This is a genomic window from uncultured Nocardioides sp., from assembly GCF_902805925.1.
Taxonomy (GTDB): Bacteria; Actinomycetota; Actinomycetes; order Propionibacteriales; family Nocardioidaceae; genus Nocardioides.
Map to the genome: position 1 here is coordinate 1 of NZ_CADCUP010000078.1, position 24,425 is coordinate 24,425.

Below are 24,425 nucleotides of genomic sequence, written 5' to 3' on the forward strand. Positions count from 1 at the left end.
CCGACCCGAGCCAGGCGTACGCCGAGCCGAGGGTGGGGTGGCCGGCGAAGGGGAGCTCGGTGCGCGGGGTGAGGATGCGCAGCCGGTAGTCGGCGCCCTCGACCGTCGGCGGGAGGACGAACGCGGTCTCCGAGAGGTTGGTCCACGCCGCGAAGCGGCGCATCTGCGCGTCGGTGAGGTCGCCGGCGTCGAGCACGACCGCCACCGGGTTGCCCGTGAAGGGCGCGGTCGCGAAGACGTCGACCTGGCGGAACGCTCGTGCCCGGGGTGCCATGGCGCGCGCGGGTCAGATGCCGATCGGGTGCCAGACGGTCTTGGTCTCCAGGAAGGTCGTCATCCGGTCGAGGCCGGGCTCGGCGTACCAGTCGGGCTCGGCGGCCGGCGGTCGCAGCACCCGCTTGAGGTTGTCGGCCGCCGCCTCCTCCCAGGCCGTCGCCTCCTCGACGAGCCCGGTCGCGCCGGTCAGGTCGAGGGCGTTGACGTCCATGTGCGAGGCCAGCCACGGAGCGGTGGCCGTCATCGGACCGGTGAGGATGTTCACGACACCGCCGGGGACGTCGGAGGTCGCCAGCACCTCCGCGAAGGTCACCGCGGGCAGCGGGTGCGCGTGCGAGGCGAGGACCACGGCGGTGTTGCCGGTCACCACGACCGGCGCGATGACGCTGACCAGCCCGAGCAGCGAGGAGGCCTGCGGGGCCACCACGGCCACGACGCCGGTCGGCTCGGGGCTGGAGAGGTTGAAGTAGGGGCCGGCGACCGGGTTGGCGCTGCCGATGACCTGGGTGATCTTGTCGGCCCAGCCGGCGTACCAGACCAGGCGGTCGATCGACTCGTCGACCACCTTGTCGGCCTGGCGGCTCCCGAGGCCCTCCGACTGCTTGACCGCCTCGACGAACTGCGGGCGGCGGTCCTCCATCATCTCCGCGACGCGATAGAGGATCTGGGCCCGGTTGTAGGCCGTGCGGGAGGACCAGCCGGCGAAGGCCTTGCGCGCGGCGCTGACGGCGTCGCGGGCGTCCTTGCGCGAGGCCATGGCCGCGTTGGCCACGAAGGCGCCCCTCGCGTCGGCCACCTTGTAGGAGTGGCCCGACTCCGAGCGTGGGAAGGCCCCTCCGATGAAGAGCTTGTAGGTCTTGCGGACGGTCTGTCGTTCGCCGGGACGGCTCACGCGGAGGCTCCCTTCAGGTAGGCCAGCAGGCCCTCGCGGCCGCCCTCGCGGCCGTAGCCGGACTCCTTGTAGCCGCCGAACGGCGCGGAGGCGTCGAACTTGTTGAAGGTGTTGGCCCACACGGTGCCCGCGCGCAGCTGGTTTGCCATCCAGAGGATGCGCGAGCCCTTCTCGGTCCACACCCCGGCGGAGAGGCCGTACGGCGTGTTGTTGGCCTTCTCGACCGCCTCGGCGGGGGTGCGGAACGTCAGCACCGACAGCACCGGGCCGAACACCTCCTCGCGCGCGATGCGGTGCGCCTGGGTGACGCCGGTGAAGACGGTGGGCGGGAACCAGAAGCCGGTCGCCGGCAGGTCGCACGGCGGCGACCAGCGACCGGCGCCCTCGGCCTCTCCGATGTCGGAGAGCTGGCGGATCTTGGCGAGCTGCTCGGCCGAGTTGATGGCGCCCACGTCGGTGTTCTTGTCGAGCGGGTCGCCGACGCGCAGCGTGGCCATCCGGCGCTTCAGCCTGGCGAGCACCTCCTCGGCGACGCTCTCCTGCACCAGCAGGCGGCTGCCCGCGCAGCACACGTGGCCCTGGTTGAAGAAGATGCCGTTGACGACGCCCTCGACGGCCTGGTCGAGGGGTGCGTCGTCGAAGACGATGTTGGCGGCCTTGCCCCCCAGCTCGAGGGTGACGGTCTTGCTGGTGCCGGCGACGGTGCGGGCGATCTGCTTGCCCACGTCGGTCGAGCCCGTGAAGGCGATCTTGTCGACGTCGGGGTGCGCGACGAGCGCGCGGCCGGTCGCGCCGGCGCCGGTGACGATGTTGACGACGCCCGCGGGCAGGTCGGCCTGCTGGCAGATCTCGGCGAAGAGCAGGGCCGTCAGCGGCGTGGTCTCGGCCGGCTTGAGCACCACGGTGTTGCCCGCGGCGAGCGCCGGGGCGATCTTCCAGGCCAGCATCATCAGCGGGAAGTTCCAGGGGATGACCTGGCCGGCGACACCGAGCGACCGCGGGTCGGGGCCCAGGCCCGCGTGGTCGAGCTTGTCGGCCCAGCCCGCGTAGTAGAAGAAGTGAGCGGCCAGGGCCGGGACGTCGACGTCGCGGGACTCCCGGATCGGCTTGCCGTTGTCGATCGACTCGAGCACGGCGAGCTCGCGACCGCGCTCCTGCACGATGCGGGCGATCCGGTAGAGGTACTTGGCGCGCTCCCGGCCGGCCATCCGCGACCACACGCGGGTGTGGGCACGCCGGGCGGCGCGCACCGCGAGGTCGACGTCGGCGGCGCTGGCCTCGGCGATCTCGGCCAGCACCTCCTCGGTCGCGGGGTTGATCGTCTTGAACGCCCGGCCCTGGCCGTCGACGAACTGGCCGTCGACGAACAGGCCGTACGACGGGGCGATGTCGACGATGGCACGCGACTCGGGAGCCGGGGCGTAGTCGAACGACGGCGTCGGCGTCGCGGTGTCGGGGACCTTGACCATGGTGCGGCTCTCTCTCAGTCCAGGGTGACGTAGTCGGGGCCGGAGTAGCGGCCGGTGCGCATCCTGGTGCGCTGCATGAGCAGGTCGTTGAGGAGGGTGGAGGCGCCGAAGCGGAACCACGCGGGGCGCAGCCAGTCGGCGCCGGCGACCTCGTTGACCATCACCAGGTACTTGATGGCGTCCTTGCTGGTGCGGATGCCGCCGGCCGGCTTCACCCCGACCATCTGACCGGTGGCCTCGCGGAAGTCGCGGACGGCCTCGAGCATGACCAGCGTGACGGGCAGGGTCGCCGCGGGCTGCACCTTGCCGGTGGAGGTCTTGATGAAGTGGGCGCCGGCCATCATCGCCAGCCAGGAGACGCGGCGCACGTTGTCGTAGGTCTGCAGCTCGCCGGTCTCGCAGATCACCTTGAGGTGCGCGCTCCGGCCGTCCGGCCGGGCGCACGCCTCGCGGGTGGCGACGATCTCCTCGAAGACCTGGAGGTAGCGCCCCGAGAGGAAGGCGCCGCGGTCGATGACCATGTCGATCTCGTCTGCCCCGGCCTCGACCGCGTCGCGGGTGTCGGCCAGCTTGACGCCGAGGGCGGCGCGGCCACTGGGGAAGGCGGTGGCGACGGCGGCGACGTTGACCCCGGAGTCGCCGAGCACCTGCCGGGCCGTGGCCACCATGTCGGCGTAGACGCACACGGCCGCGGCCGCCGGGCAGCTCTGGTCGGCCGGGTCGGGCCGCATCGCCTTGGCCGAGAGCGCGCGCACCTTGCCGGGGGTGTCCATGCCCTCCAGCGTGGTGAGGTCGACCATGGAGATGGCCAGGTCGATGGCCTGGGCCTTGGCAGAGGTCTTGATCGACCGGGTGCCGAGGACGGCGGCGCGGGCCTCGGCGCCGACCTGGTCGACGCCCGGGAGGCCGTGCAGGAAGCGCCGCAGGGACGCGTCGGAGCCGGTGACGTCGGCGAAGTCCCGACCGGCGTCGATCGCTCCGGAGCGGGCGCCCGTGGCGGCGGAGGAGGTGGTCGTCACCTGCCCAGCATAGGCTCGGCGCGCGGGGGCACGGCAATCACGGGGAGGCGTCGAGCATGGCGGCAACGGACGGCTCCGAGCGCTTCCCCGCCACCGGCGGCAGGGTCACCGGCATCGCCATCCTCGCGATGTCGGCGGGCGTGCTCGTCCTCGCCGTGGCCGAGCGCGACGAGCCCTGGTCGCTGTCCCTGGGACTGGCCGCCCTCACCTTCGCGGGCATCGCCTGGGCCTCGATGCTGCGCCCGGCCCTGTCCGTCGACGGCGACCGGCTGGTGATGCGGGGCATGGTCGGCACCGTGGAGGTGCCGCTCGCCGCGATCGAGCAGGTGGCGGTGCGCCAGGTGCTCGCCGTCCGCGCGGGCGAGAAGCGCTACGTCTCGCCGGTCGTGAGCAAGTCCCGGCGCAGGCTCACGCGTGCCGAGCGGGTGCGCGGCGCCGAGCGCCCCGTGCAGGGCGAGGTCAGCTACGCCGACTTCGTGGAGGAGCGGATCCTGCACCTGGCCGAGCAGGCCCGCTCCGAGCGCGGTGTGGCCCTGCTCAGCGACGAGCAGCTCGCCCTGGGCCGGGACGTGCGTCGCGCGTGGGCCTGGCCGGTCGTCGCGGCGGTGACGGTCCCGCTGGTGCTGTTCGTGCTGTCCGTGCTCCTCTGACCCTCCGCGGGTCCGTCCCCTCAGAGGCCCGCGGCCCTCCTGATGTCGGACCCGATGGAGTCCAGCCGCCCGGCGGCCGCGATGCGGGCGGCCGCGACGCCGTCCTCGGGGTGCACCGGCACGACCACCTCGAGGTAGCACTTGAGCTTGGGCTCGGTCCCGCTCGGCCGCACGACCACCCGAGCGCCCTCGGCCAGCCGGTAGCGCAGGCCCTCGGTGGGCGGCAGCTCCGCCGACCCCTCGGCCAGGTCGTCGACCTGCTCCACGTCCAGGCCGCCCAGCGCGGTCGGCGGTGTGGACCGCAGCCGGTCCATGGCCGCACCGATGAGCGAGAGGTCGGTGACGCGCACCGACACCTGGTCGGTGGCGTGGAGGCCGAACTCGGCCGCGATCTCGTCGAGCAGGTCGGTCAGCGACCTCCCGTCGGCCTTGGCCCGGGCGGCGAGCTCGCACAGCAGCAGCAGGGCCGAGACGCCGTCCTTGTCCTTGACGTGCTCGGGGTCGACGCAGTAGCCCAGCGCCTCCTCGTAGCCGAACGCGAGCCCGTCGACCCGGCCGATCCACTTGAACCCCGTGAGCGTCTCGACGTACGGCTGGCCGGCGGCCGCGGCCATCCGCGACAGCAGCGAGGACGAGACGATGGTGGTGGCGTAGACGCCCCGGCGACCCGACGTCAGCAGGTGGCGGGCGAGCAGGGCGCCGACCTCGTCGCCGCTGAGCATCCGCCAGCCGTGGGGGCCGGGGACCGCCACCGCGCAGCGGTCGGCGTCGGGGTCGTTGGCCACCACGAGGTCGGCGGACCTCTCGGCCGCGAGCGCCATCGCGAGGTCCATCGCCCCCGGCTCCTCGGGGTTGGGGAAGGCCACGGTCGGGAAGTCGGCGTCGGGCTCCTCCTGCTCGGGCACCACGTGCGGGGCGTCGAAGCCCGCCGTCTCCAGCACCTCCACGACCGCGGTGCCGCCGACGCCGTGCAGCGGGGTGTAGACGATGGTGAGGTCGCGAGGGCCGTCGGTGGCGAGGTCGGCCGCGGTGTCGAGGTAGCGGTCGAGGATCTCGGCGCCCACGGTCCGGCCCGGGCCGCCCCGCGGGACGTCGGCCGGCGCGCCCACCGCGGCGATGTGCCCGGCGATCTCGCTGTCGGCCGGGGGCACGATCTGGCTGCCGTCGCCGAGGTAGACCTTGTAGCCGTTGTCCTGCGGGGGGTTGTGGCTCGCGGTGACCATCACGCCGGCCACGCAGCCCAGCTCGCGGATGGCGTAGGCCAGCACCGGCGTGGGCAGCGGCCGCGGCATGGTGATCGCCCGCAGGCCGGCACCGGTCATCACCTCGGCGGTGTCGCGGGCGAAGACGTCGGAGTTGTGGCGGGCGTCGAAGCCGATGACGACGCTCGCGTCGGGACCGGCGCCCTGCGCCTTGAGGTACGCCGCCAGGCCGGCTGCCGCGCGCAGCACCACGACCCGGTTCATCCGGTTGGGGCCGGCGCCGAGGCCGCCCCGCAGCCCCGCCGTACCGAACTCCAGGGTGCCGTCGAAGCGGTCGGCGAGGTCGGTCGCGTCACCGCCGGCGGCCACGTCCTCGATGATCGCCGCGAGCTCGGCCCGGGTGGCCTCGTCGGGGTCCTGCGCCGCCCACGTGCGGGCACGATCGAGGAGCGCGGCGGTGTCGGTGTCGGTCATGTCGGCACGGTAGCGCGGCACGAGGCTCGACGTGGAGCCACGACGACGGGCGCCGACGACGTCCGACCGGGGGTCCCGGTGGACGCCGTCGCGCGAGGTCAGGACAGCGCGGCGATCGCTGCGTCGTAGTCGGGCTCGGTGCTGATCTCGGGCACGAGCTCGGTGTAGGTGACGGTGCCGGACTCGTCGAGCACGACCACCGCGCGGCCGAGCAGGCCCTCGAAGGCGCCCCCGGTCAGCGTGACGCCGTAGTCCTCGCCGAAGGTGGAGCGGAAGGCCGAGAGCGTCGTGACGCCCTCGATGCCCTCGGCGCCGCAGAAGGCGGTGAGGGCGAACGGCAGGTCCTTGGACACGCACACCACGGTGGCGTTGTCGAGGCCCGCGGCGAGCTCGTTGAAGCGGCGCACGCTCGCGGCGCACACGCCGGTGCCGACGCTGGGGAAGATGTTGAGGACGACCCGCTTGCCCTCGGTGGAGGACGAGGTGACCTCGGCGAGGTCGGTGCCGACGAGGGTCCAGGAGGGAGCGGTCGTGCCGACGGCCGGCAGGTCGCCGACGGTGTGGACGGGGGAGCCCTTGAGTGCTGTGGTTGCCATGCCCCATTCCTACCCCATGCCCCCACCGACCACGTGTGCCGGCCCCGCGGGCCGTCAGGCGTCGATGTGAGACATGTCGCCGTACCGGTCCCCCGCGACGGCCTCGCGAGGGACGGCGGCGTCCAGGGCCGCGAGGTCCTCGCCGGTCAGCGTGACGTCGGCTGCGGCGACGTTCTCCTCGAGGTAGGCGACGCGCTTGGTGCCGGGGATGGGGACGACGTCGTCGCCCTGCGCCAGCACCCAGGCGAGCGCGAGCTGGCCCGGCGTGCAGCCCTTCGCCGCGGCGAGCTCCCGGACCCGGTCGACCAGCGCCAGGTTGGCGTCGAGGTTCTCGCCCTCGAACCGCGGGAAGTACGACGACCGGCGGTTGTCCGCCTCGCCGTCGGCGCCGCTGTCGCGGGTGATGGCGCCGGTGAGCAGCCCGCGACCGAGCGGGGAGTAGGGCACCAGCCCGATGCCGAGCTCACGGATCGTCGGGAGGATGTCGTCCTCGAGGTCGCGGGTGAACAGCGAGTACTCGGTCTGCAGTGCCGTGACCGGGTGCACGGCGTGCGCCGTGCGGATGTTGGCGGCACTGGCCTCCGAGAGGCCGATGTGGCGCACCTTCCCGGCCTCGACGAGCTCCTTCATCGCGCCGACGGTGTCCTCGATCGGCACCGTCTTGTCGACGCGGTGCTGGTAGTAGAGGTCGATGTGGTCGACGCCGAGCCGCTGGAGGGAGGCGTCGGCGGCCCTGCGGACGTACTCGGGCGAGCCGTCGATGCCCAGCCGCTCGCCGTTCGGGCCGCGGACGTTGCCGAACTTGGTCGCGAGCTGCACCTCCTCGCGGCGGTCGGCGATGGCCTTGCCGACCAGCTGCTCGTTGACGAACGGGCCGTACATGTCGGCGGTGTCGAGGAAGGTCACGCCCAGGTCGAGGGCGCGCCGGATCGTGGCGAGACCACCCTGCTCGTCGGGCGTGCCGTAGAACTCGCTCATCCCCATGCAGCCCAGGCCCATCGCGGAGACGGTGAGGTCGGTGCCGAGGGTGCGTCGTGGGATCGTCATGCCATCCACTCTCGGTCTTCGAGCGCGCTCGAAGTCAACCCGTCAGCCGGTGCCCGCGGTGTCGAGCCGGTGCCGCTGGTCGGCGGTGAGCTCGAGGGAGGCGGCCGCGAGCGTCTCGTCGAGCTGGGCCACCGACGACGCCCCGACCAGCGGGACGACCGGGAGCCCGCCACCGAGCAGCCAGCTGAGCACCACCTGGTTGGGGGTGGCACCGGTGGCCGCAGCGACCTCCGCCAGGGCCGTACGCCGGGCGGTGGTGCCCGGGTGGTCGAGCTGCGGTCCCACCGGCTTGTCGTCGCGCACGTAGGCACCGCCGAGCAGGGGGGAGTAGGCCACCAGGGTCGTTCCGGGCGTCGCTGCGACATAGCTGAGCACGTTGCCGTCGGCGGCGCCTGAGGAGCCCTCGGGCGACCAGGGGTACGGCTGGTCGGTGCGCGGGCGCAGGTAGGTGTGGGCGTACTGCAGCACGTCGTAGGACGGCAGGCCGCGCGCGGCGGCCAGCGCCCGAGCGCGCTCCACCGACCATGTCCAGTGGTTGCTGACCCCGAGCAGGCCCGCGGACTGCCGCTCCATCCGCGCCGTGATGTCCTTGCCGGGGGCGTCGGGGCGAGCGCCCATCTTGGTCGCCACCGAGATCTCGTCCCCGATGCCGCGGTCACGCAGCCACCGACCGAGCAGCGACTCGCTCTCACCGCCCCGGGTGCCGTCGACCCAGAAGGCGTAGTTGTTCGAGGTGTCGACCAGGGAGCCGCCGGCCTCGACGTAGCGGTCGAGGATCGCGAACGAGGTGGCCTCGTCGGTGCGGGTGCCCATCAGCATCGCTCCGAGGGCGATGCAGCTGACCGTCCGGGTGCGCGCGGGGTCGGTGCCGATGGTCCGGGTGGGGAGGGTCGTCATGGGTCCAGCGTGGCCCTTCGAGCGCGCTGGCAGTCAAGGGTCGGGCCGGTGGCGTGCCGGTCAGCCGCAGTCGCCGGCGCGGCCGGCGTACCACTCGATCTTGCGCTCGATCAGGTCGAGGTGCTGCCGGGTCTCGTCGAGCTCGGCGCGCACGATCTCGCGGTGCCGCTGGAGGATGCGCATCCGCTCCGCCTCCGTGCCGTCACCGCTGCGCACCAGCTCGGCGTAGCGGCGGACGTCGCGGATCGGCATGCCGGTGCGCCGCAGCCGGGTGATCATCGCGATCCACTCCAGGTCGCCCTCGGTGTAGCGGCGGTGCCCGGTGGTCGAGCGGTCGACCGTCAGCATCAGCCCGTCGCGCTCGTAGTAGCGCAGCGTGTGGGCGGTCAGTCCCGTGCGCACGGCGGTCTCGGCGATGGTCAGGCTCATGGGGCCGATCATCCCGCTTCGAGCGCGCTCCAGGTCAAGGTCGCGGACGCAGGCCGTCCGCGACCAGCCCTAGGCTCACCGGCAGACCGCTCACCACCGCTCCTTCCAGGGGGATCCCGACATGGCCGAGGTGCTCCTGCTGGACCTCCTCGCCGCTCGCTCACGATGAGCGGCGCGCGCATCACCGTGGTCCCGGCGAACCAGGCGTCCTGGGAGGACCTCCAGGCGGTCCTCGGCACGCGCGGCCAGGCGGCCCGCTGCCAGTGCCAGCGCTACAAGCTCGCGCGGGGCGAGTCTTTCGCCTCCTTCCCGGTCGAGGAGCGCGCCCACCGGCTGCGACTGCAGACCGATGCCGGGCACCCGGAGCGAGGCACGACGAGCGGCCTGGTCGCGCGGCTCGACGGCGAGCCGGTGGGCTGGTGTGCCGTGGAGCCGCGGCCGGACTTCCCGGGCCTGGTCCGCAACGCCAGGGTGCCGTGGGAGGGCCGCGACGAGGACCGGTCCGACTCCGGCGTGTGGGCGGTCACCTGCCTGTTCACCCGGGCCGGCTTCCGCCGGCGCGGCGTGAGCCGCGCCCTGGCCCGGGCAGCGGTCGAGCACGCCCGCGCCGGTGGGGCGCGCGCCCTGGAGGCCTACCCGATCACCACGACCGAGGTCGTCGCGGAGGAGCTCCACGTCGGCACCGTCGGCGTCTTCGCCGCCGCCGGCCTCGTCGAGCTGGCGAGGCCGACCCCGCGCCGGGCCGTCATGCGCGTCGAGCTCGCCTGAGCGGCGGCGTCAGAACGCCGGGATCTCGAAGGAGCGGGCGGCGAACGGACCACCCACGTGGGCGGCCGCCTCCTCGTCGCCCTCGGCCGCCTGCACCTCGCCGGCGTACGTCTCGGCGTCGTCCTGCGGCTCGTAGCCCAGCCGCCGCCCGGGCTCCAGGTCCCACCACGCGCGCGTGTTGGCGCTGATGCCGTAGACGACGGCGTAGCCGGGGGCGGGGGCCGTGAGGGCCGCCTCGGCCATCCGCACGCAGTCGGCGGGGGAGAGCCAGGTCGACAGCGCCCGGACGTTCTGGGGGGTCTCGGTGAAGGAGCCGATCCGGCAGCTGACGGCGTCCAGGCCGTGGCGGTCGGCGTACAGGCTCAGCAGCGCCTCCGCGGCGACCTTGCCGACGCCGTAGAAGGTGTCGGGCCGTGGGCGGTGGTCGACAGTGAGCAGGCCCTGCCGCGGGGTGCGGCCCACGGCGTGGTTGGAGGAGGCGTAGACGATGCGCGTCACCCGGTGGGCGACCATCGCCTCCAGCAGGGCGGCCGTGGTGACGGCGTGCGAGGTGAGCGACTCCGCAAGCCCGCGCTCGCCGGGGATGCCGGCGAAGTGCAGCACCGCGTCGAGGGTCTCCTCGGCGAAGACGGCCGCCACGGCGTCGGGGTCCGCGCAGTCGGCCACGTGCCAGGCCCCGGTGACGCCCTCGGGTGCGGGCACCAGGTCCAGGCCCACGACCTCGTGGCCACGGCCTGCGAGCCCCTCGCAGAGCACCCGGCCGATGGTCCCGCCGGCACCGGCGAGCAGGACCCTCATCAGATGCGGGGCACGACGTCGCCGAGGAGGTCGCCCATCCGGCTGGCGGCGGCCCGGCCGGCCTCCAGCACCTCCGCGTGGTCGAGCGGCTCGCCGCTGATGCCGGCCGCGAGGTTGGTGACCAGGCTGATGCCCAGCACCTCCATGCCGGCCTCGCGGGCCGCGATCGCCTCGAGGGTGGTGCTCATGCCGACGAGGTGACCGCCGATGGCCCGGACCATGCCGATCTCGGCCGGCGTCTCGTAGTGGGGGCCTGGGAACTGCACGTAGACGCCCTCGTCAAGACTCGCGTCGACCTCCCTGCACAGGGCGCGCAGGCGGCTGGAGTAGAGGTCGGTCAGGTCCACGAAGCTGGCGCCCTCGATCGGCGAGGTCGCGGTGAGGTTGATGTGGTCGCTGATCAGCACCGGCGTGCCGGGCGTCCACGTCTCCTTGAGGCCGCCGCAGCCGTTGGTCAGCACGATGGTGCGGCACCCCGCGGCGGCGGCGGTGCGGACCGGGTGCACGACCGCTCGCACCCCCCTGCCCTCGTAGAAGTGCGTGCGGCTGAGGAACACGAGCAGGTTCCTCTCGCCGGCGCGGACGCTGCGGATCCGCCCGCTGTGCCCGGCGACGGCCGCCGCGGAGAAGCCGGGAAGGTCCGTCGTGGCGATCTCGGCGGTGGCCTCGCCGAGCGCGTCGACGGCCGGTAGCCAGCCCGAGCCGAGCACGAGAGCCACGTCGTGGCGCTCCACCCCGGTGAGGTCGGCGAGGACACGCGCCGCCTCGGCGGCGAGCTCGGAGGGCGGTGCGGCGGCGGGAGCGTGGGTCACGCGCCGCACTCTAGGACCGCCGGGGAGGAATCTGCCAACGTAGGGTGCGGGTCGTGACTGCCGCCAGCACCAGGGCCCGGACCGACCTGATCGTGGGGTCGCTGGGTGACGCGTTCGCACCACTCATGGAGGCCGACCCCGTCGCCTTCCGGGCCAAGTACCGCAAGATGGCCGCCGACCCGCACGCCTTCTACCGCGGCTCCGCCTGCCTGTTCTACGCCGACGTCACGCAGGAGACCGACGACTTCGTCGACGACCGCTCCTCGCGCATCTGGATCCACGGCGACCTGCACGTGGAGAACTTCGGCACCTACCTCAACTCCGACGGCCGCCTGGTCTTCGACGTCAACGACTTCGACGAGGCCTACCTCGGTCACTACACCTGGGACCTCCAGCGGTTCGCGGCGAGCCTCGCGCTCGTCGGCTGGCAGAAGGCGTTGCCCGAGGAGACGGTCCGGCGGCTCATCGGCCGCTACCTGCGGTCCTACCTGTCGCAGATCAACCACTACCGCGACAGCGAGACCGACGAGGACTTCGCCCTCACCCTCGACAACAGCGCCGGCGCGGTGCACGAGGCCCTCGTGCTGGCCCGTCAGATCCGCCGGGCCGACCTGCTCGACGGCATGACCGTGCTGACCCACGGGGTGCGGCAGTTCGCCGAGCACTCCTCCGTACGCCGCCTCGGCAAGGCCGAGCGCGCCCGGGTCGTGGCCGCGTTCGAGGGCTACCTCGACACCATCCCGGAGTCCAAGCGGTTCGACCGCGACCTCTTCTACGAGCTGCGCGACGTGGTCGGGAAGTCGGGGTTCGGGATCGGCAGCGCCGGCCTGCCGGCGTACAACCTGCTGGTGGAGGGCTTCAGCCAGGCTCTCGACAACGACGTGGTGCTGTCGATGAAGCAGGCCAACGTGCCGGCCCTGAGCCGCTTCGTGGACTCCGCGGAGGTGGACGGCTACTTCCAGCACGAGGGGCACCGGACCGCGGTCAGCCAGCGGGCGCTGCAGGTGCACACCGACCCGCTGCTCGGCCACACCAGCCTGGCCGACGTCGGCTTCGTGGTGTCGGAGGTCTCGCCCTACGAGGTCGACCTCGACTGGGGCGGGCTCAACGAGCCCGAAGACATCGCGGTGGTCGTGGACCAGCTCGGCCGTGCGACGGCCAAGATCCACTGCGCCTCCGACGAGGACAGCAGCCAGGACCTCGTCGACTTCCAGGTCGAGGAGGTCATCGCCGCGGCGCTCGAGGGGCGCCGCAGGGAGCTGACCGAGCACGTCGTCGAGTGGGGGATCGCCTACGCCACCCGGGTGCAGCAGGACTACTCGCTGTTCGTCAACGCCTTCCGCGAGGGGGCGATCGGGATCAGCGCGACGTGACCGTCCCGCGGCCCACGCTGCCGGTCCGCACCGAGCGACTCGTGCTGCGCCCGGCGCGGCCCGACGACGTCGGCACGCTGCACGACTACCTCGCGCGCGCCGACGTCTGCCGCTACCTGCCCCACGGCGTGCAGACCCGTGAGCAGTGCGCCGCGCGGATCGAGACGTGGGCCCGCTGCCTGGACCCGAGGCAGCCCGACGAGCACCTCCTGCTGTTCGTGGAGCACGAGGGCCGCCACGTCGGCCACGTCATCCTCTTCCTGCGCGGCGCGGAGCTGTCGAAGGGGGAGGTCGGCTGGGCCCTCCACCCCGACGTGTGCGGGCGCGGCCTCGCCACCGAGGCGGGCCGGGCCCTGGTCGACCTCTGCTTCGGGCACTACGGCATGCACCGGGTCAGCGCGCAGCTCGACGCGCGCAACACGGCCTCGGCGCGGGTGTGCCGGCGGCTGGGGATGCGGCAGGAGGCGCTGCTGCGCCGGGACTACCCCAACGACGGTGGGTGGGCCGACACCCAGGTGTTCGCGGTCCTCCGCGACGAGTGGGGGTGAGGCGCTCAGAGGCCGGTCGAGCGGCAGGTACGACGCCGCAGCGCCGCGACGTAGTCGGCCGGCGCGTCGGCCGCCTCCGCCGCGGAGGCCAGCATGCCGAGCAGGGACGCCGACGGCAGCCCGCCCTCGTAGGCGTCGAGCACGTAGGCCCACGCCAGCACCTCGCCGTTCATCGTCGAGACGCGCACCTTGGTCTTGCGGTAGAGCCCGGTGTCGGCGCTCTCCCAGCCGTCGAGGGCCGACTCGTCCTCGGGGGTGACGTCGAACACCGCGACGAAGACCTGCTCGATCGGGTCCTCGACGATGGTGGGCAGGGCGCCGTCCCAGCCGTGCTCCTCGCCGCCGAAGGTCAGGCGCCAGCCGGTGAGCCAGCCGATGGTCCTCAGCGGCGAGTGCGGGCACCGCTCGCTCATGCGTGCGGGGTCCATGTTCGTCCCGTAGGCGGCGTAGAGCGTCACGGGAGGAGCGTAACGGCCGGCGGCACCGGCGACCGGCTCGCGGGTCCCACCGGCTGGGTCCTAGGCTTGAGGACGTGAGCGAATCCCACTTCGATGTCATCGTCCTCGGCGCCGGACCCGGGGGGTACGTCGCCGCGATCCGTGCCTCGCAGCTCGGCAAGTCGGTCGCCGTGATCGAGGACAAGTACTGGGGCGGCGTGTGCCTCAACGTCGGGTGCATCCCCTCCAAGGCTCTGCTCCGCAACGCCGAGCTCGCCCACACGCTGGCCCACGAGAAGGACAAGTTCGGCATCGAGGGCGACGCCACCATGTCCTTCGGCGCGACGTTCAAGCGGTCGCGCCAGGTCAGTGCGGGCATCGTCAAGGGTGTCCACTACCTGATGAAGAAGAACAAGATCACCGAGATCGACGGCTGGGGCAACTGCACCGGCGACGGGAAGGTCGAGGTCAAGGACGCCGACGGCAACGTCACTCCCTACACCTACGGCGACCTGATCATCGCCACCGGCGCGACCGTGCGGGTGCTGCCGGGCATGAGGATCAGCGACAACGTCGTCACCTACGAGGAGCAGATCCTCGACGAGAACCTCCCCGACTCGATCATCATCGGCGGCTCGGGTGCCATCGGCGTCGAGTTCGCCTACGTGATGCGCAACTTCGGCGTGGACGTGACGATCGTGGAGTTCCTGGACCGGATGGTGCCCACCGAGGACGCCGACATCTCCAAGGAGCTGCTCAAGCACTACAAGAAGCTCGGCGTCAAGGTCATGCTCTCGACCAAGGTCGACCAGGTCGAGGACACCGGCTCCGGGGTCCGGGTGACCGTCAGCCCCGCGGCCGGCGGCGACTCCCAGGTGCTCGAGGCCGACAAGATGATGGCCGCCTTCGGCTTCGCGCCGCGGATCGAGGGCTACGGCCTGGACACCCTCGGCGTCGAGCTCACCGAGCGCGGCGCCATCGCGATCGACGGCCGGTTCCGCACCAACGTGGAGCACGTCTACGCCATCGGCGACGTGACCGGGCGGATGATGCTGGCCCACGCCGCGGAGGCGATGGGCATCGTCGCGGCGGAGACGATCGCGGGCGAGGACACCCAGGAGATCAACTTCGACATGATCCCGCGGGCCACCTACTGCCAGCCGCAGATCGGCTCCTTCGGCTACTCCGAGCAGCAGGCCAAGGACAAGGGGTACGACGTCAAGACGGCGACCTTCCCGTTCACGGCCAACGGCAAGGCGCAGGGCCTCGGCGAGGCGTTCGGGTTCGTGAAGATCGTCGCCGACGCCACCTACAACGAGATCCTCGGCGCCCACATGATCGGCCCCGACGTGACCGAGCAGCTGCCGGCGCTGACCCTGGCGCAGCAGTACGACCTCACCGCCGACGAGGTGTCGCGCAACATCTTCGCCCACCCGACCCTGTCCGAGGCCGTGAAGGAAGCCATGCACGGCATCGCGGGCCACATGATCAACCTCTGACCCGCAGGAGCCCCATGAACAGCGGTCAGCACGTCGTCATCGTCGGTGGCGGTCCGGGCGGCTACGAGTCGGCGCTGGTCGCGGCCCAGCTCGGGGCCCGCGTGACCGTCGTCGACACCGACGGCATCGGTGGGTCCGCGGTGCTCACCGACTGCGTGCCGAGCAAGACCCTGATCGCCACCGCGGAGCTGATGACCGAGGTCTCCTCGGCCGCCGAGCTCGGGGTCAACCTGCACGACCACGAGGGCGACGCCGCCACGGGCATCAAGGTCGACCTCGGCCGCGTCAACGCCCGCGTCCTGAAGCTGGCCGCCGACCAGTCGGTCGACATCGGGCGACGGCTGGAGAAGGAGGGCGTCCGGGTGGTGCGCGGCCGCGGGCGCCTGCTCGGTGCCGACCGCGTCCACGTCGCCCTGGCCGACGGCGGCGAGGAGACCCTCGAGGCCGACGCGGTGCTGCTCGCCACGGGCGCCGCGCCCCGCACGCTGCCCTCGGCCCGGCCCGACGGCGAGCGCATCCTGACGTGGGAGCAGGTCTACGACATCGCCGAGGTGCCCGAGAGCCTGGTCGTGGTCGGCTCGGGCGTCACGGGCGCGGAGTTCGCCTCGGCGTACCTCGCCCTGGGCATCGACGTCACGCTGGTCTCCTCGCGCGACCGGGTCCTCCCCGGCGAGGACGCCGACGCCTCCGCCGTGCTCGAGGAGGTCTCCACCCGGCGCGGCATGAAGGTGCTCTCGACGTCGCGCATGGCGTCGGTCACACGCGAGGGCGACACCGTGACCGTCACCCTCACCGACGGCCGCACCGTGCAGGGCTCGCACTGCATCCTGGCGCTCGGCTCCGTGCCGAACACCGCCGACCTCGGCCTCGAGGAGGCCGGCGTCGCGGTCGACGAGGGCGGATTCGTGGTCGTCGACCGGGTCTCCCGCACCTCCGCTCGCGGCGTGTACGCCGCCGGCGACTGCACCGGCGTGCTGATGCTCGCCTCGGTCGCGGCGATGCAGGGGCGCATCGCGATGTGGCACTTCCTCGGCGACGCCGTGGCGCCGCTGGACCTCAAGAAGGTCTCCTCCAACGTCTTCACCGCCCCCGAGATCGCCACGGTGGGGTGGTCCCAGCAGGCCGTCGAGGCCGGTGACATCCAGTGCGAGACGGTGATGCTGCCGCTGGCCGGCAACGCCCGCGCCAAGATGCAGGGCGTGCACGACGGCTTCGTGAAGCTGTTCTGCCGACCCGGCACCGGCATCGTCGTGGGCGGCGTCGTGGTGGGCCCGCGGGCCTCCGAGCTGATCCACCCCGTCTCGATCGCGGTGGCGGAGTCGCTGACGGCCGACCAGCTCGCGCAGGCCTTCACCGTCTACCCGTCGATGAGCGGATCGATCGCCGAGGCGGCGCGGCGGATGCACCGGGTGTCGGGCTAGGTGTGACCCGAGTCCCCGCCGCGCCGGCGGGAGGTCACTCGGGGACGACGTGCACCGCGGCCTCCTCGGCGCCGGCGGCAGCGCCGTCGATGCCGACGTCCTGGGCCAGCAGGTCACCCTCGACGTCGGTGTGCACGCCCTCGTCGGGCTCCACGAGGCGCCCGGCGCGCTCGTCGCCGACCTCGGTCACCTCGGCGTTCTCGTCGCTGCTGGCGAGCTCGGCCTCCCGCTCGGCCTGCTCGTACGGATCGGGCTCGGGGATCTCCTGGGCGACCCGCTGGTCGAGCGTCTCGCCCATCGACTCCTCGAGGTGGGTGTTGCCGAACCCCTGGCCCGCGGAGTAGCTCTCGCCCGGGGAGAAGCCCTCGTCCAGGGGGTCCGCCAGCCCGCGGTCGTCGTCGACCAGGCTGTCGCCGGTGCTCTGCGGCTGCGTCTCGTCGTCGACGCTGTAGCCGTGGTAGCTCTCCATGTCGTCGTTCATGGAGTCGTCCGACGGGTTGGTGCCGAGCGGCTCGGAGAGGTCGTTGCCTGACTCGCTCATGGATCCTCCTGGGTCGTCGTGCACGGTCGCTGCGACGGTACCCGGCGGCGTACGGCGTCATGCGAGGGCCGCCTCAGGCCAGCAGCTCCACCAGGATGCGGGGGACGTGGGGTGGGATCTCACGCGCGAGGTAGCCCAGGACGCCCACCTCGGCGGCCAGCCGCTCGCCCGCGCGGGCGTGCAGGTAGGCACCCCAGACGGCTGCCTGGGCGGGCTCGGCGCCGCGCGCCACCAGCCCGCCGACGATGCCGGCCTGGGCGTCGCCGGAGCCGGACACCCCCAGGCCCGGGCCGCCTCCCTCGACCGTCCAGGAACGGCCGTCGGGCGTCACGACGTGCTTGGTCGAGCCGCCGAGGAGCACGACGACGTTCGAGCGCTTCGCCACCCGGCTCGCCGGGCCGAGGGGGTCGTCCTCGACCTCCTCGGCCTCGCAGCCCGCGGTGAGCGCGAGCTCGGTGGGGTTGACGGTGAGCACGCCACGGCCCTCGAGGTGGTGGAGGCCGTCGGGGTGCTGGGTCAGGAAGGCCGAGCCGATGGCGTCGAGGACCAGCGCTCCGGTGACGTGGGGCAGCATCTCGGCGAGCACCTCGACGGCGCCGTCGGCGCTGGCGAAGCCCGGCCCCGCGACGACCACGTCGGCGGACTCCAGCCGCGACTGCACGACCGGCAGGCAGCCCACGGAGATGTCGCCGTCGTCGGTGCGGGGGAGGGCCAGCACCATGGCCTCGGGCACGGCCACGGCGAGGGCGGGCCCGACGTCGCCGACCGTCGCGATGGCGAGCTTCCCGGCGCCGGCGCGGAGGGCGGACTCCCCCGCGAGGAGCACCGCGCCCGGGGTGCCGCAGCTGCCGCCGACCACGACGACCTCCCCGCGCGAGCCCTTGCCGGAGCCGGCAGCCGGCAGCGCCCAGGTGCGCAGGGTCGCCGGCGTCACGATCGTGGGCGCGGCGCTCATGACCGACCGGTCTTCGAGGGCTCGTCGGTGACCTCCACCTCGGCGGAGTCGACCGCGGTGGTGTCGGCGAACGACTCGAGGTGGAAGTGCGTCCCGTCGCGCCGGTACGTCGTGAACGAGGCGTTCGGGATCGGCGTCTCGCGGTCGATGTCGAGCAGGTCCTCCTCGGAGACGTCCTCGAGGGCGTACCGGAAGCTGCTGATCACCGCCTGGTGGGTGAACAGCCACACCCGCTCCCCGTCGAACCCCTGGCGCAGGTCGTCCAGGAGGCTGCGCACTCGCAGCACCACGTCGGCCCAGCTCTCGCCGGAGGGGGGCTGGTAGTAGAACTTGCCCAGCTTGCTGCGGCGCTCTGCCTCCTCCGGGTAGTGCGCCCTGATGCCCACGCCGGTGAGCCCGTCGAAGACGCCGAGGTCGCGCTCGCGCAGCCGCTCGTCGAGGACCACCTCGAGGCCGAGGTCGGCGACCACGCGGGCCGCGGTGTCGGCGGCCCGTCGGTAGGGCGAGCTGACGACGACGGTCGGACGCCGGTCGCCGGTCTCACCGGCCAGCCAGGCGGCCACCGCACCGGCCTGCTCGCGCCCGGTGCCGGACAGCGCGACGTCGGCGTCGCGGGCATCGAGGTCGAGCCGCTCGGCGCCGGCCTCGCGGGCCTGGGCGTCGGCGAGGTTGCCCTCGCTGTGGCCGTGCCGGACCAGCACGATCTCCGCGGGTCCGCTGTTCCACCTGGGCTTCACGCTGGCTCACTCTCTCGTCGTCGACCGCTGCTGCCACCCTGTGCCCTCGGCGCCCGGCGTCCATGCACGACGCCGGCCTCCGGCCGGAGGTATGGACAGGGCAGGTGTGGACAGGGCGTGATCGGGTATCGGGAGGCATGAGCATCAGGGATCTGAGGGACATGGTGGGTCCGGCGCACCGCGCCGACGGCACGTCGCCGGCCGAGAGTCTCGCGCGGGCCTACGACCCGGAGGACGTCGTGGACCTGTCCGGCTTCGCCGGCAGCCTCACCACCTACGCAGCGGGCGTCGCGACGCTGACGCTGGTCGGCCGGGCGGCGGGGGTCCAGCTGCCCGAGCGCTACAGCGTCGTCGACGTGGTGCTGGGCGGCGTTGCGACCCACAAGTTCTCCCGCCTGCTGTCCAGGTCGTCGGTGGCCAGCCCGTTGCGAGCGCCGTTCACCCGGTTCCAGGAGGCCGCGGGCTCCTCCGAGCACGTGGAGGAGGCCCGCGGCGAGCACGGGGTCCGGCACACGGTCGGCGAGCTGCTGACGTGCCCGTTCTGCATGGGCGTGTGGGTCAGCACGGGGTACGTCGCGACGCTGGCGCTGGCCCCGCGCACGGCACGCGCCTGGGCGGCGCTGTTCGCGGTGTCGGCCATCTCGGACTCCCTGCAGCACGTCTACGCCCGGATGCGCGGGGACTGATGTCCCCGAGCCTCGCCCGGGGCGGCGTCACTGCAGCACGAGCACCAGGTCGCCGCCCTCGACCGCCTGGGTGGAGGTGACGGCGAGGCGGACCACGCGGCCGGCCACCGGCGCGGTGATCGACGCCTCCATCTTCATGGCCTCGATCGTGGCGACGGTGTCGCCCACGGCGACCGTGTCGCCCTCGGCCACGACCGGCGTGACGGCGCCCTGGAACGGAGCCGCGACCTGCCCGGGCACCGAGGGGTCGGCCTTCTCGGCCGCGGTCACGGCAGAGGCGACCGAGGTGTCGCGCACCGAGATCGGCCGCAGCTGGCCGTTGATGGTGGCCATCAGGGTGCGGAACCCGCGCTCGTCGGACTCGCTGATCGCCTGCACGCCGAAGAGGATCCGCACGCCCTCGGAGATCTCGACCTCGGTCTCCTCACCGTGCCGCAGGCCGTACAGGTAGCTCATGGTGGGGAGGACCGACACGTCGCCGTAGGTCTCCCTCGCCTCGCGGAACTCCTTGGTCGGGCCGGGGAACAGCAGCTCGTTGAGCGTCTCCCGGCGGTTCGCCGACAGGCCGGCCGACTGCTCGGGCGTCAGCTCGGTGGCCGGCGGTCGCCACGTACGGCCCGCCAGCGCCTTGGTGCGGAACGGCTCGGGCCAGCCGCCCGGCGGGTGGCCCAGCTCCCCGCTGAGGAAGCCGACGACCGAGTCGGGGATGTCGAACTTCTCGGGGTCCTCGGCGAAGACGGCCGGGTCGGCGCCGACGGCGACCAGGTGCAGCGCGAGGTCGCCGACCACCTTCGAGGACGGCGTCACCTTGACCACGTTGCCGAGGATGTCGTTGGCCGCGGCGTACATGTCCTCGATCTGCTCGAACTTCTCGCCGAGCCCGAGCGCGATGGCCTGCTGGCGCAGGTTGGAGAGCTGCCCGCCGGGGATCTCGTGGCGGTACACGCGCCCGGTGGGCGAGGGGAGGCCCGACTCGAAGGGCGCGTAGACGCGGCGGGTCGCCTCCCAGTAGGGCTCCAGCGCGCACACCGCGTCCAGGGACAGGCCGGTCTCGCGGTCGGAGTGGTCGGTGGCCGACACCAGCGCCGACAGGGCCGGCTGCGACGTCGAGCCGGCCATCGAGGCGGTCGCCGCGTCGACCGCGTCGACGCCGGCCTCGATCGCCGCCACCAGGGTGGCGAGCTGGCCACCGGGGGTGTCGTGGGTGTGCAGGTGCACGGGCAGGTCGAAGCGCTCGCGCAGCGCCGTCACCAGCGTGCGGGCCGCGGGGGCCCGGAGCAGGCCGGCCATGTCCTTGATCGCCAGCACGTGTGCGCCGGCGTCGACGATGCGCTCGGCGAGGTCGAGGTAGTAGTCGAGGGTGTAGAGGCTCTCGGCGGGGCTGGAGAGGTCGCCGGTGTAGCAGAGCGCGACCTCGGCCACCGTGGTGCCGGTCGCCCGCACGGCCTCGATCGCGGGGCGCATCTGCTCGACGTCGTTGAGCGCGTCGAAGATGCGGAACACGTCGACGCCGGTGGCCGCCGCCTCCTCCACGAAGGCGTTCGTGACCTCCGTGGGATGGGGGGTGTAGCCGACCGTGTTGCGCCCGCGCAGCAGCATCTGGAGGCAGATGTTGGGGACGGCCTGGCGCAGGGCCGCCAGCCGGTCCCACGGGTCCTCGGAGAGGAAGCGCAGCGCCACGTCGTACGTCGCCCCGCCCCAGGCCTCCACGGACCACAGCTGGGGTGTCGTGCGCGCCACGTGACCGGCGACCTGCAGCAGGTCGCGGGTGCGGACGCGGGTCGCGAGCAGCGACTGGTGGGCGTCGCGGAAGGTCGTGTCGGTCACCGCCACCTGCGTCTGCCCGCGCAGCCGGCGTGCGAACTCCTCGGGACCGACCGAGAGCAGCAGCTGCCTGGTGCCGTCGGGGGCAGGCACGCCGAGCTCGACCGGCGGCAGCTTGGTGGCCGGGTCGACCGAGACCGGTGCGGGCCCGTGGGGCTGGTTGACCGTGACGTGGGCCAGGTGGGCCAGCAGCTTGGTGCCGCGGTCCCCGGACGCGCGGGTGGCCAGCAGCTGCGGGTGCTCCTCGATGAACGCCGTGGTCACCCGGCCGGCGATGAAGTCGGCGTCGGCGAGCACGGCCTGGAGGAAGGCGACGTTGGTGGAGACCCCGCGGATGCGGAACTCCGCGAGCGCGCGCCGCGCCCGCTGCCCGGCCATCTCGTGGGTCCGGCCGCGGCAGGTCAGCTTGGCCAGCATGGAGTCGAAGTGTCCGCTGACCTCGGCGCCGGTGTAGGTCGTACCGCCGTCGATGCGCACACCCGCGCCGCCGGGGGAGCGGTAGGTCGTGATCTTGCCGGTGTCGGGCCTGAAGCTGTTGGCGGGGTCCTCGGTGGTGATCCGGCACTGCAGGGCGGCGCCGCGCACCACCAGCGACTCCTGGTCGAGGCCGAGGTCGGCGAGGGTCTCACCCGAGGCGATGCGCATCTGGCTCTGCACCAGGTCGACGTCGGTGACCTCCTCGGTGACCGTGTGCTCGACCTGGATGCGGGGGTTCATCTCGATGAAGACGTAGCTGCCGGCCGGGTCGAGCAGGAACTCGACCGTGCCGGCGTTGCGGTAGCCGATCTCGCGGGCGAAGCGGACCGCGTCGGCGCACATCCGGTCCCGGATCGCGGGGTCCAGGTTGGGCGCGGGCGCCATCTCGACGACCTTCTGGTGGCGACGCTGCAGCGAGCAGTCGCGCTCGAACAGGTGGATCACCTCCCCGCTGCCGTCGGCGAGCACCTGCACCTCGATGTGCCGCGGGTCGACGACGGCCTGCTCGACGAAGACCGTCGGGTCGCCGAAGGCCGCCTCGCCCTCGCGCATGCAGGTCTCGACCGCCTCGCGGAGCCGGGCGGGGTCGTCGACGCGTCGCATGCCGCGACCGCCGCCGCCCGCGACCGCCTTGACGAAGACGGGGAAGGGCAGCACCCCGGCGGCGTCGACCAGGGCGTCGACGTCGGTGGAGGGGTCGACGCTCTGCAGGGTGGGCACGCCGGCCGCCCGGGCCGCGGCGATGGCCCGTGCCTTGTTGCCGGTCAACGTCAGGACCTCGGCGGTGGGCCCGATGAAGGTGATCCCGGCGTCGGCGCAGGCCCTCGCCAGGGCGGGGTTCTCCGAGAGGAAGCCGTAGCCGGGGTAGATCGCGTCGGCCCCCGCGCGCACCGCGACGGCCACGATGGCGTCGGGGTCGAGGTAGGCGCGCACCGGGTGCCCACGCTCGCCGATCTCGTAGGCCTCGTCGGCCCGCAGGCGGTGCTCGGAGAGCCGGTCCTCGTGGGGGAAGACCGCGACGGTGCGGGAGCCGAGCTCGTAGGCGGCGCGGAACGCCCGGATCGCGATCTCGCCGCGGTTGGCGACCAGCACCTTGGAGAACATGCGCCGCAGGCTACCGAGCAGCGGCCGCCTGCGGGGCTCGGCCACCTCCCGGGTCCGTCATGCGGTCACGTCGACGGAGCGCCTTGTGAACTACACGTCTGTAGTTGCAGCCGTTCCGTTGTGACCCTTGGGGCAGGCGTGTTCCCATCGAGACCCAGACGTCACAGCAGACCCAGGAAGCCCTCGCGATGCGCCCCCTCCCGCACGGATCACGTCGGCTGCTGCTCGCCGCCATCACCGCCCTCACGCTGCCCCTGGGACTCTCCCTGCAGTCACCCACGGCGGCCAGCAGCGTCGTGGTCGACGAGGCCTTCGCAGTGCCGCCGTCGGCGTCGATCACGCTCACCGGTCACGGCTACGGCCACGGGCACGGCATGTCGCAGTACGGCGCCGAAGGCGCCGCGCGCGCCGGCCTCGGCTACCGCGACATCGTCGGGTTCTACTACGCCGGCACGGAGTGGGGCACGGCCTCCGGGCCGATCAAGGTGCTGGTCAGCGCCGACACGACCGACGACGTCGTCGTGCTCGCCCGCCAGGGACTCCGCGTCCGCAGCACCGCGACGCAGGAGGCGTGGACGCTGCCGGCCAACGGCGCCACCCAGTGGCGGCTCACCGCCGGCCGCAGCGGCAGGACCGTGGTCTCGCACCGCAGCGGCGGCAGCGCCTGGCGCCGGCTGATGGCCTTCGCCGGCGACGGGGAGTTCTCCGCCAGGAGAGCACCGATCGCCCTGGTCACCCCCACGCGCACCGTCTCCTACCGCGGCCGGCTCCGTGCCGCCTCGCCCACCCCGGGCAGCCCGGCGCGCGACACCGTGAACGTCGTCGGGCTCGACCGCTACCTGCGCGGCGTCGTGCCGCTGGAGATCCCCGCGACCTGGAGCCCCGAGGCCGTCAAGGCCCAGGCGGTCGCCGCCCGGTCGTACGCGTCGTACGAGCGGGCGCACCCGCGGGCCGGGCACTACCAGGTCTGCGACACCACCTCCTGCCAGGTGTACGGCGGCCGGTCGGCCGAGCATCCCGCCTCCGACGAGGCGGTGCGGGCCACCGCCGGCGAGGCGCTGACCGTCGGCGGGCAGCCGGCGTTCACGCAGTTCGCCTCCAGCAGCGGCGGCTGGACCGCGGCCGGGTCGGTGCCCTACCTCGCCGCCCGGGAGGACCCCTACGACGGCTGGGCGGGCAACCCCGTGCACACCTGGACCAAGCAGGTCACCGACGCGACCATCGAGGCGGCCTGGCCGCGGGTCGGCAACGTCACCCGGCTCGTCGTCGAGGCCCGCGACGGCAACGGCGAGTGGGGCGGCCGGGTCGACGACCTCACGATCGTCGGCGCCAAGGGGTCCGTGACCGTCTCCGGCGACGCGGTGCGCTCGGCCCTGGGACTGCGGTCGACGTGGTTCACGGTCAGCTCCATCACCGCCAGGTAGGCAGCGGCGTGGTCCCACGCGTCACTCCCGGAACACGCCCCGAAACGCGCGGGGGCGGACTACCTACCGG

Annotated in this window: 24 protein-coding genes; 8 read left to right on the plus strand and 16 right to left on the minus strand. The window is 73.0% G+C overall.

From position 1 onward, the window contains the following. The 4 genes from QZX64_RS05445 to deoC form a co-directional block, all read right to left on the minus strand. A partial coding sequence (locus QZX64_RS05445; RefSeq protein ID WP_295657585.1) for a PhzF family phenazine biosynthesis protein occupies window positions 1-274 on the minus strand: 274 nt, incomplete at its 3' end. 12 nt (window positions 275-286) lie between these two features. After that, the gene (locus QZX64_RS05450) at window positions 287-1,168 is read right to left on the minus strand and encodes an aldehyde dehydrogenase family protein (protein WP_295657586.1); all 882 of its coding nucleotides are present in this window, start codon (window positions 1,166-1,168) and stop codon (window positions 287-289) included. Next, complete coding sequence (locus tag QZX64_RS05455; RefSeq protein ID WP_295657587.1) at window positions 1,165-2,637, minus strand: aldehyde dehydrogenase family protein; 1,473 nt, start codon at window positions 2,635-2,637, stop codon at window positions 1,165-1,167. Before QZX64_RS05455 ends, QZX64_RS05450 begins: the two co-directional genes overlap by 4 nt. 14 nt (window positions 2,638-2,651) lie before the next feature. Next, entirely contained in the window at window positions 2,652-3,611 is a 960-nt protein-coding gene (gene deoC, locus QZX64_RS05460; RefSeq protein ID WP_366558519.1) for a deoxyribose-phosphate aldolase, read from the minus strand. 101 nt (window positions 3,612-3,712) lie between these two features. Between deoC and QZX64_RS05465 the strand changes: the two genes are divergently transcribed. Beyond that, window positions 3,713-4,306, plus strand: coding sequence for a hypothetical protein (locus QZX64_RS05465; protein WP_295657591.1), 594 nt, complete (start codon window positions 3,713-3,715; stop codon window positions 4,304-4,306). A 20-nt stretch (window positions 4,307-4,326) separates the two neighbouring features. Here the strand turns inward: QZX64_RS05465 and QZX64_RS05470 are convergent, their stop codons facing one another. The 5 genes from QZX64_RS05470 to QZX64_RS05490 all read right to left on the minus strand — a co-directional run bounded on the left by QZX64_RS05470 (window position 4,327) and on the right by QZX64_RS05490 (window position 8,951). Then, on the minus strand, window positions 4,327-5,982 hold the full coding sequence (locus QZX64_RS05470) for a phospho-sugar mutase (protein WP_295657593.1): 1,656 nt from the start codon (window positions 5,980-5,982) through the stop codon (window positions 4,327-4,329). A 98-nt stretch (window positions 5,983-6,080) separates the two neighbouring features. Next, window positions 6,081-6,578, minus strand: a complete 498-nt coding sequence (gene tpx / locus QZX64_RS05475; RefSeq protein ID WP_295657595.1) for a thiol peroxidase — start codon at window positions 6,576-6,578, stop codon at window positions 6,081-6,083. 54 nt (window positions 6,579-6,632) lie between these two features. Beyond that, window positions 6,633-7,625, minus strand: a complete 993-nt coding sequence (locus tag QZX64_RS05480; protein ID WP_295657596.1) for an aldo/keto reductase — start codon at window positions 7,623-7,625, stop codon at window positions 6,633-6,635. Between the two features lie 42 nt (window positions 7,626-7,667). Next, window positions 7,668-8,522, minus strand: a complete 855-nt coding sequence (locus tag QZX64_RS05485) for an aldo/keto reductase (RefSeq protein ID WP_295657597.1) — start codon at window positions 8,520-8,522, stop codon at window positions 7,668-7,670. A gap of 60 nt (window positions 8,523-8,582) precedes the next feature. Beyond that, window positions 8,583-8,951 carry a MerR family transcriptional regulator gene (locus QZX64_RS05490; protein ID WP_295657598.1) on the minus strand — a complete coding sequence of 123 codons (369 nt, stop codon included), beginning with the start codon at window positions 8,949-8,951 and terminating at the stop codon, window positions 8,583-8,585. A 165-nt stretch (window positions 8,952-9,116) separates the two neighbouring features. Between QZX64_RS05490 and QZX64_RS05495 the strand changes: the two genes are divergently transcribed. Further along, on the plus strand, window positions 9,117-9,719 hold the full coding sequence (locus QZX64_RS05495; RefSeq protein WP_295657599.1) for a GNAT family N-acetyltransferase: 603 nt from the start codon (window positions 9,117-9,119) through the stop codon (window positions 9,717-9,719). A gap of 9 nt (window positions 9,720-9,728) precedes the next feature. On the opposite strand, the gene QZX64_RS05500 is transcribed toward QZX64_RS05495, so the two are convergent. Further along, window positions 9,729-10,517, minus strand: a complete 789-nt coding sequence (locus tag QZX64_RS05500) for an NAD(P)-dependent oxidoreductase (protein ID WP_295657600.1) — start codon at window positions 10,515-10,517, stop codon at window positions 9,729-9,731. Then, window positions 10,517-11,329 carry a purine-nucleoside phosphorylase gene (locus QZX64_RS05505; protein WP_295657601.1) on the minus strand — a complete coding sequence of 271 codons (813 nt, stop codon included), beginning with the start codon at window positions 11,327-11,329 and terminating at the stop codon, window positions 10,517-10,519. Before QZX64_RS05505 ends, QZX64_RS05500 begins: the two co-directional genes overlap by 1 nt. A gap of 53 nt (window positions 11,330-11,382) precedes the next feature. Here QZX64_RS05505 and QZX64_RS05510 point away from each other — a divergent pair, with 53 nt between their 5' ends. Together QZX64_RS05510 and QZX64_RS05515 are read left to right on the plus strand one after the other, a co-directional pair. Beyond that, a complete protein-coding gene (locus tag QZX64_RS05510) occupies window positions 11,383-12,702 on the plus strand; it encodes a DUF2252 domain-containing protein (RefSeq protein WP_295657602.1) in 1,320 nt (439 codons plus the stop codon). After that, window positions 12,699-13,250: a GNAT family N-acetyltransferase gene (locus QZX64_RS05515; protein WP_295657603.1), complete on the plus strand. Its 552-nt coding sequence runs from the start codon at window positions 12,699-12,701 to the stop codon at window positions 13,248-13,250. Before QZX64_RS05510 ends, QZX64_RS05515 begins: the two co-directional genes overlap by 4 nt. A gap of 5 nt (window positions 13,251-13,255) precedes the next feature. On the opposite strand, the gene QZX64_RS05520 is transcribed toward QZX64_RS05515, so the two are convergent. Beyond that, on the minus strand, window positions 13,256-13,708 hold the full coding sequence (locus QZX64_RS05520) for a gamma-glutamylcyclotransferase family protein (RefSeq protein WP_295657604.1): 453 nt from the start codon (window positions 13,706-13,708) through the stop codon (window positions 13,256-13,258). 74 nt (window positions 13,709-13,782) lie between these two features. Here QZX64_RS05520 and lpdA point away from each other — a divergent pair, with 74 nt between their 5' ends. Further along, entirely contained in the window at window positions 13,783-15,186 is a 1,404-nt protein-coding gene (gene lpdA, locus QZX64_RS05525; RefSeq protein WP_295657605.1) for a dihydrolipoyl dehydrogenase, read from the plus strand. A 14-nt stretch (window positions 15,187-15,200) separates the two neighbouring features. Beyond that, window positions 15,201-16,607, plus strand: a complete 1,407-nt coding sequence (locus QZX64_RS05530; RefSeq protein ID WP_295657606.1) for an NAD(P)H-quinone dehydrogenase — start codon at window positions 15,201-15,203, stop codon at window positions 16,605-16,607. A gap of 34 nt (window positions 16,608-16,641) precedes the next feature. On the opposite strand, the gene QZX64_RS05535 is transcribed toward QZX64_RS05530, so the two are convergent. The 3 genes from QZX64_RS05535 to QZX64_RS05545 form a co-directional block, all read right to left on the minus strand. Beyond that, the gene (locus QZX64_RS05535; protein ID WP_295657607.1) at window positions 16,642-17,148 is read right to left on the minus strand and encodes a DUF5709 domain-containing protein; all 507 of its coding nucleotides are present in this window, start codon (window positions 17,146-17,148) and stop codon (window positions 16,642-16,644) included. A 73-nt stretch (window positions 17,149-17,221) separates the two neighbouring features. After that, the gene (locus QZX64_RS05540) at window positions 17,222-18,103 is read right to left on the minus strand and encodes an NAD(P)H-hydrate dehydratase (RefSeq protein WP_295657608.1); all 882 of its coding nucleotides are present in this window, start codon (window positions 18,101-18,103) and stop codon (window positions 17,222-17,224) included. Then, window positions 18,100-18,840, minus strand: a complete 741-nt coding sequence (locus QZX64_RS05545; RefSeq protein WP_295657609.1) for a histidine phosphatase family protein — start codon at window positions 18,838-18,840, stop codon at window positions 18,100-18,102. Before QZX64_RS05545 ends, QZX64_RS05540 begins: the two co-directional genes overlap by 4 nt. Window positions 18,841-18,977: 137 nt before the next feature. On the opposite strand from QZX64_RS05545, the gene QZX64_RS05550 reads away from it, so the two are divergent. After that, window positions 18,978-19,526, plus strand: a complete 549-nt coding sequence (locus QZX64_RS05550; protein WP_295657610.1) for a DUF1360 domain-containing protein — start codon at window positions 18,978-18,980, stop codon at window positions 19,524-19,526. A 27-nt stretch (window positions 19,527-19,553) separates the two neighbouring features. Here the strand turns inward: QZX64_RS05550 and QZX64_RS05555 are convergent, their stop codons facing one another. Then, window positions 19,554-22,931, minus strand: a complete 3,378-nt coding sequence (locus tag QZX64_RS05555; protein WP_295657611.1) for a pyruvate carboxylase — start codon at window positions 22,929-22,931, stop codon at window positions 19,554-19,556. Between the two features lie 188 nt (window positions 22,932-23,119). Between QZX64_RS05555 and QZX64_RS05560 the strand changes: the two genes are divergently transcribed. Continuing rightward, window positions 23,120-24,355, plus strand: coding sequence for a SpoIID/LytB domain-containing protein (locus tag QZX64_RS05560; protein WP_295657612.1), 1,236 nt, complete (start codon window positions 23,120-23,122; stop codon window positions 24,353-24,355). Window positions 24,356-24,425: the final 70 nt, after the last annotated feature.

What these genes read in the sequence shown, in the direction of transcription:
- QZX64_RS05455 (WP_295657587.1), bottom strand. Translation starts at nt 2,637, where the DNA reads ATGGTCAAGGTCCCCGACACCGCGACGCCGACGCCGTCGTTCGACTAC.
- QZX64_RS05465 (WP_295657591.1), top strand. Translation starts at nt 3,713, where the DNA reads ATGGCGGCAACGGACGGCTCCGAGCGCTTCCCCGCCACCGGCGGCAGG.
- QZX64_RS05470 (WP_295657593.1), bottom strand. Translation starts at nt 5,982, where the DNA reads ATGACCGACACCGACACCGCCGCGCTCCTCGATCGTGCCCGCACGTGG.
- tpx (WP_295657595.1), bottom strand. Translation starts at nt 6,578, where the DNA reads ATGGCAACCACAGCACTCAAGGGCTCCCCCGTCCACACCGTCGGCGAC.
- QZX64_RS05480 (WP_295657596.1), bottom strand. Translation starts at nt 7,625, where the DNA reads ATGACGATCCCACGACGCACCCTCGGCACCGACCTCACCGTCTCCGCG.
- QZX64_RS05485 (WP_295657597.1), bottom strand. Translation starts at nt 8,522, where the DNA reads ATGACGACCCTCCCCACCCGGACCATCGGCACCGACCCCGCGCGCACC.
- QZX64_RS05490 (WP_295657598.1), bottom strand. Translation starts at nt 8,951, where the DNA reads ATGAGCCTGACCATCGCCGAGACCGCCGTGCGCACGGGACTGACCGCC.
- QZX64_RS05495 (WP_295657599.1), top strand. Translation starts at nt 9,117, where the DNA reads ATGAGCGGCGCGCGCATCACCGTGGTCCCGGCGAACCAGGCGTCCTGG.
- QZX64_RS05500 (WP_295657600.1), bottom strand. Translation starts at nt 10,517, where the DNA reads ATGAGGGTCCTGCTCGCCGGTGCCGGCGGGACCATCGGCCGGGTGCTC.
- QZX64_RS05530 (WP_295657606.1), top strand. Translation starts at nt 15,201, where the DNA reads ATGAACAGCGGTCAGCACGTCGTCATCGTCGGTGGCGGTCCGGGCGGC.
- QZX64_RS05535 (WP_295657607.1), bottom strand. Translation starts at nt 17,148, where the DNA reads ATGAGCGAGTCAGGCAACGACCTCTCCGAGCCGCTCGGCACCAACCCG.
- QZX64_RS05540 (WP_295657608.1), bottom strand. Translation starts at nt 18,103, where the DNA reads ATGAGCGCCGCGCCCACGATCGTGACGCCGGCGACCCTGCGCACCTGG.
- QZX64_RS05550 (WP_295657610.1), top strand. Translation starts at nt 18,978, where the DNA reads ATGAGCATCAGGGATCTGAGGGACATGGTGGGTCCGGCGCACCGCGCC.
- QZX64_RS05555 (WP_295657611.1), bottom strand. Translation starts at nt 22,931, where the DNA reads ATGTTCTCCAAGGTGCTGGTCGCCAACCGCGGCGAGATCGCGATCCGG.
- QZX64_RS05560 (WP_295657612.1), top strand. Translation starts at nt 23,120, where the DNA reads ATGCGCCCCCTCCCGCACGGATCACGTCGGCTGCTGCTCGCCGCCATC.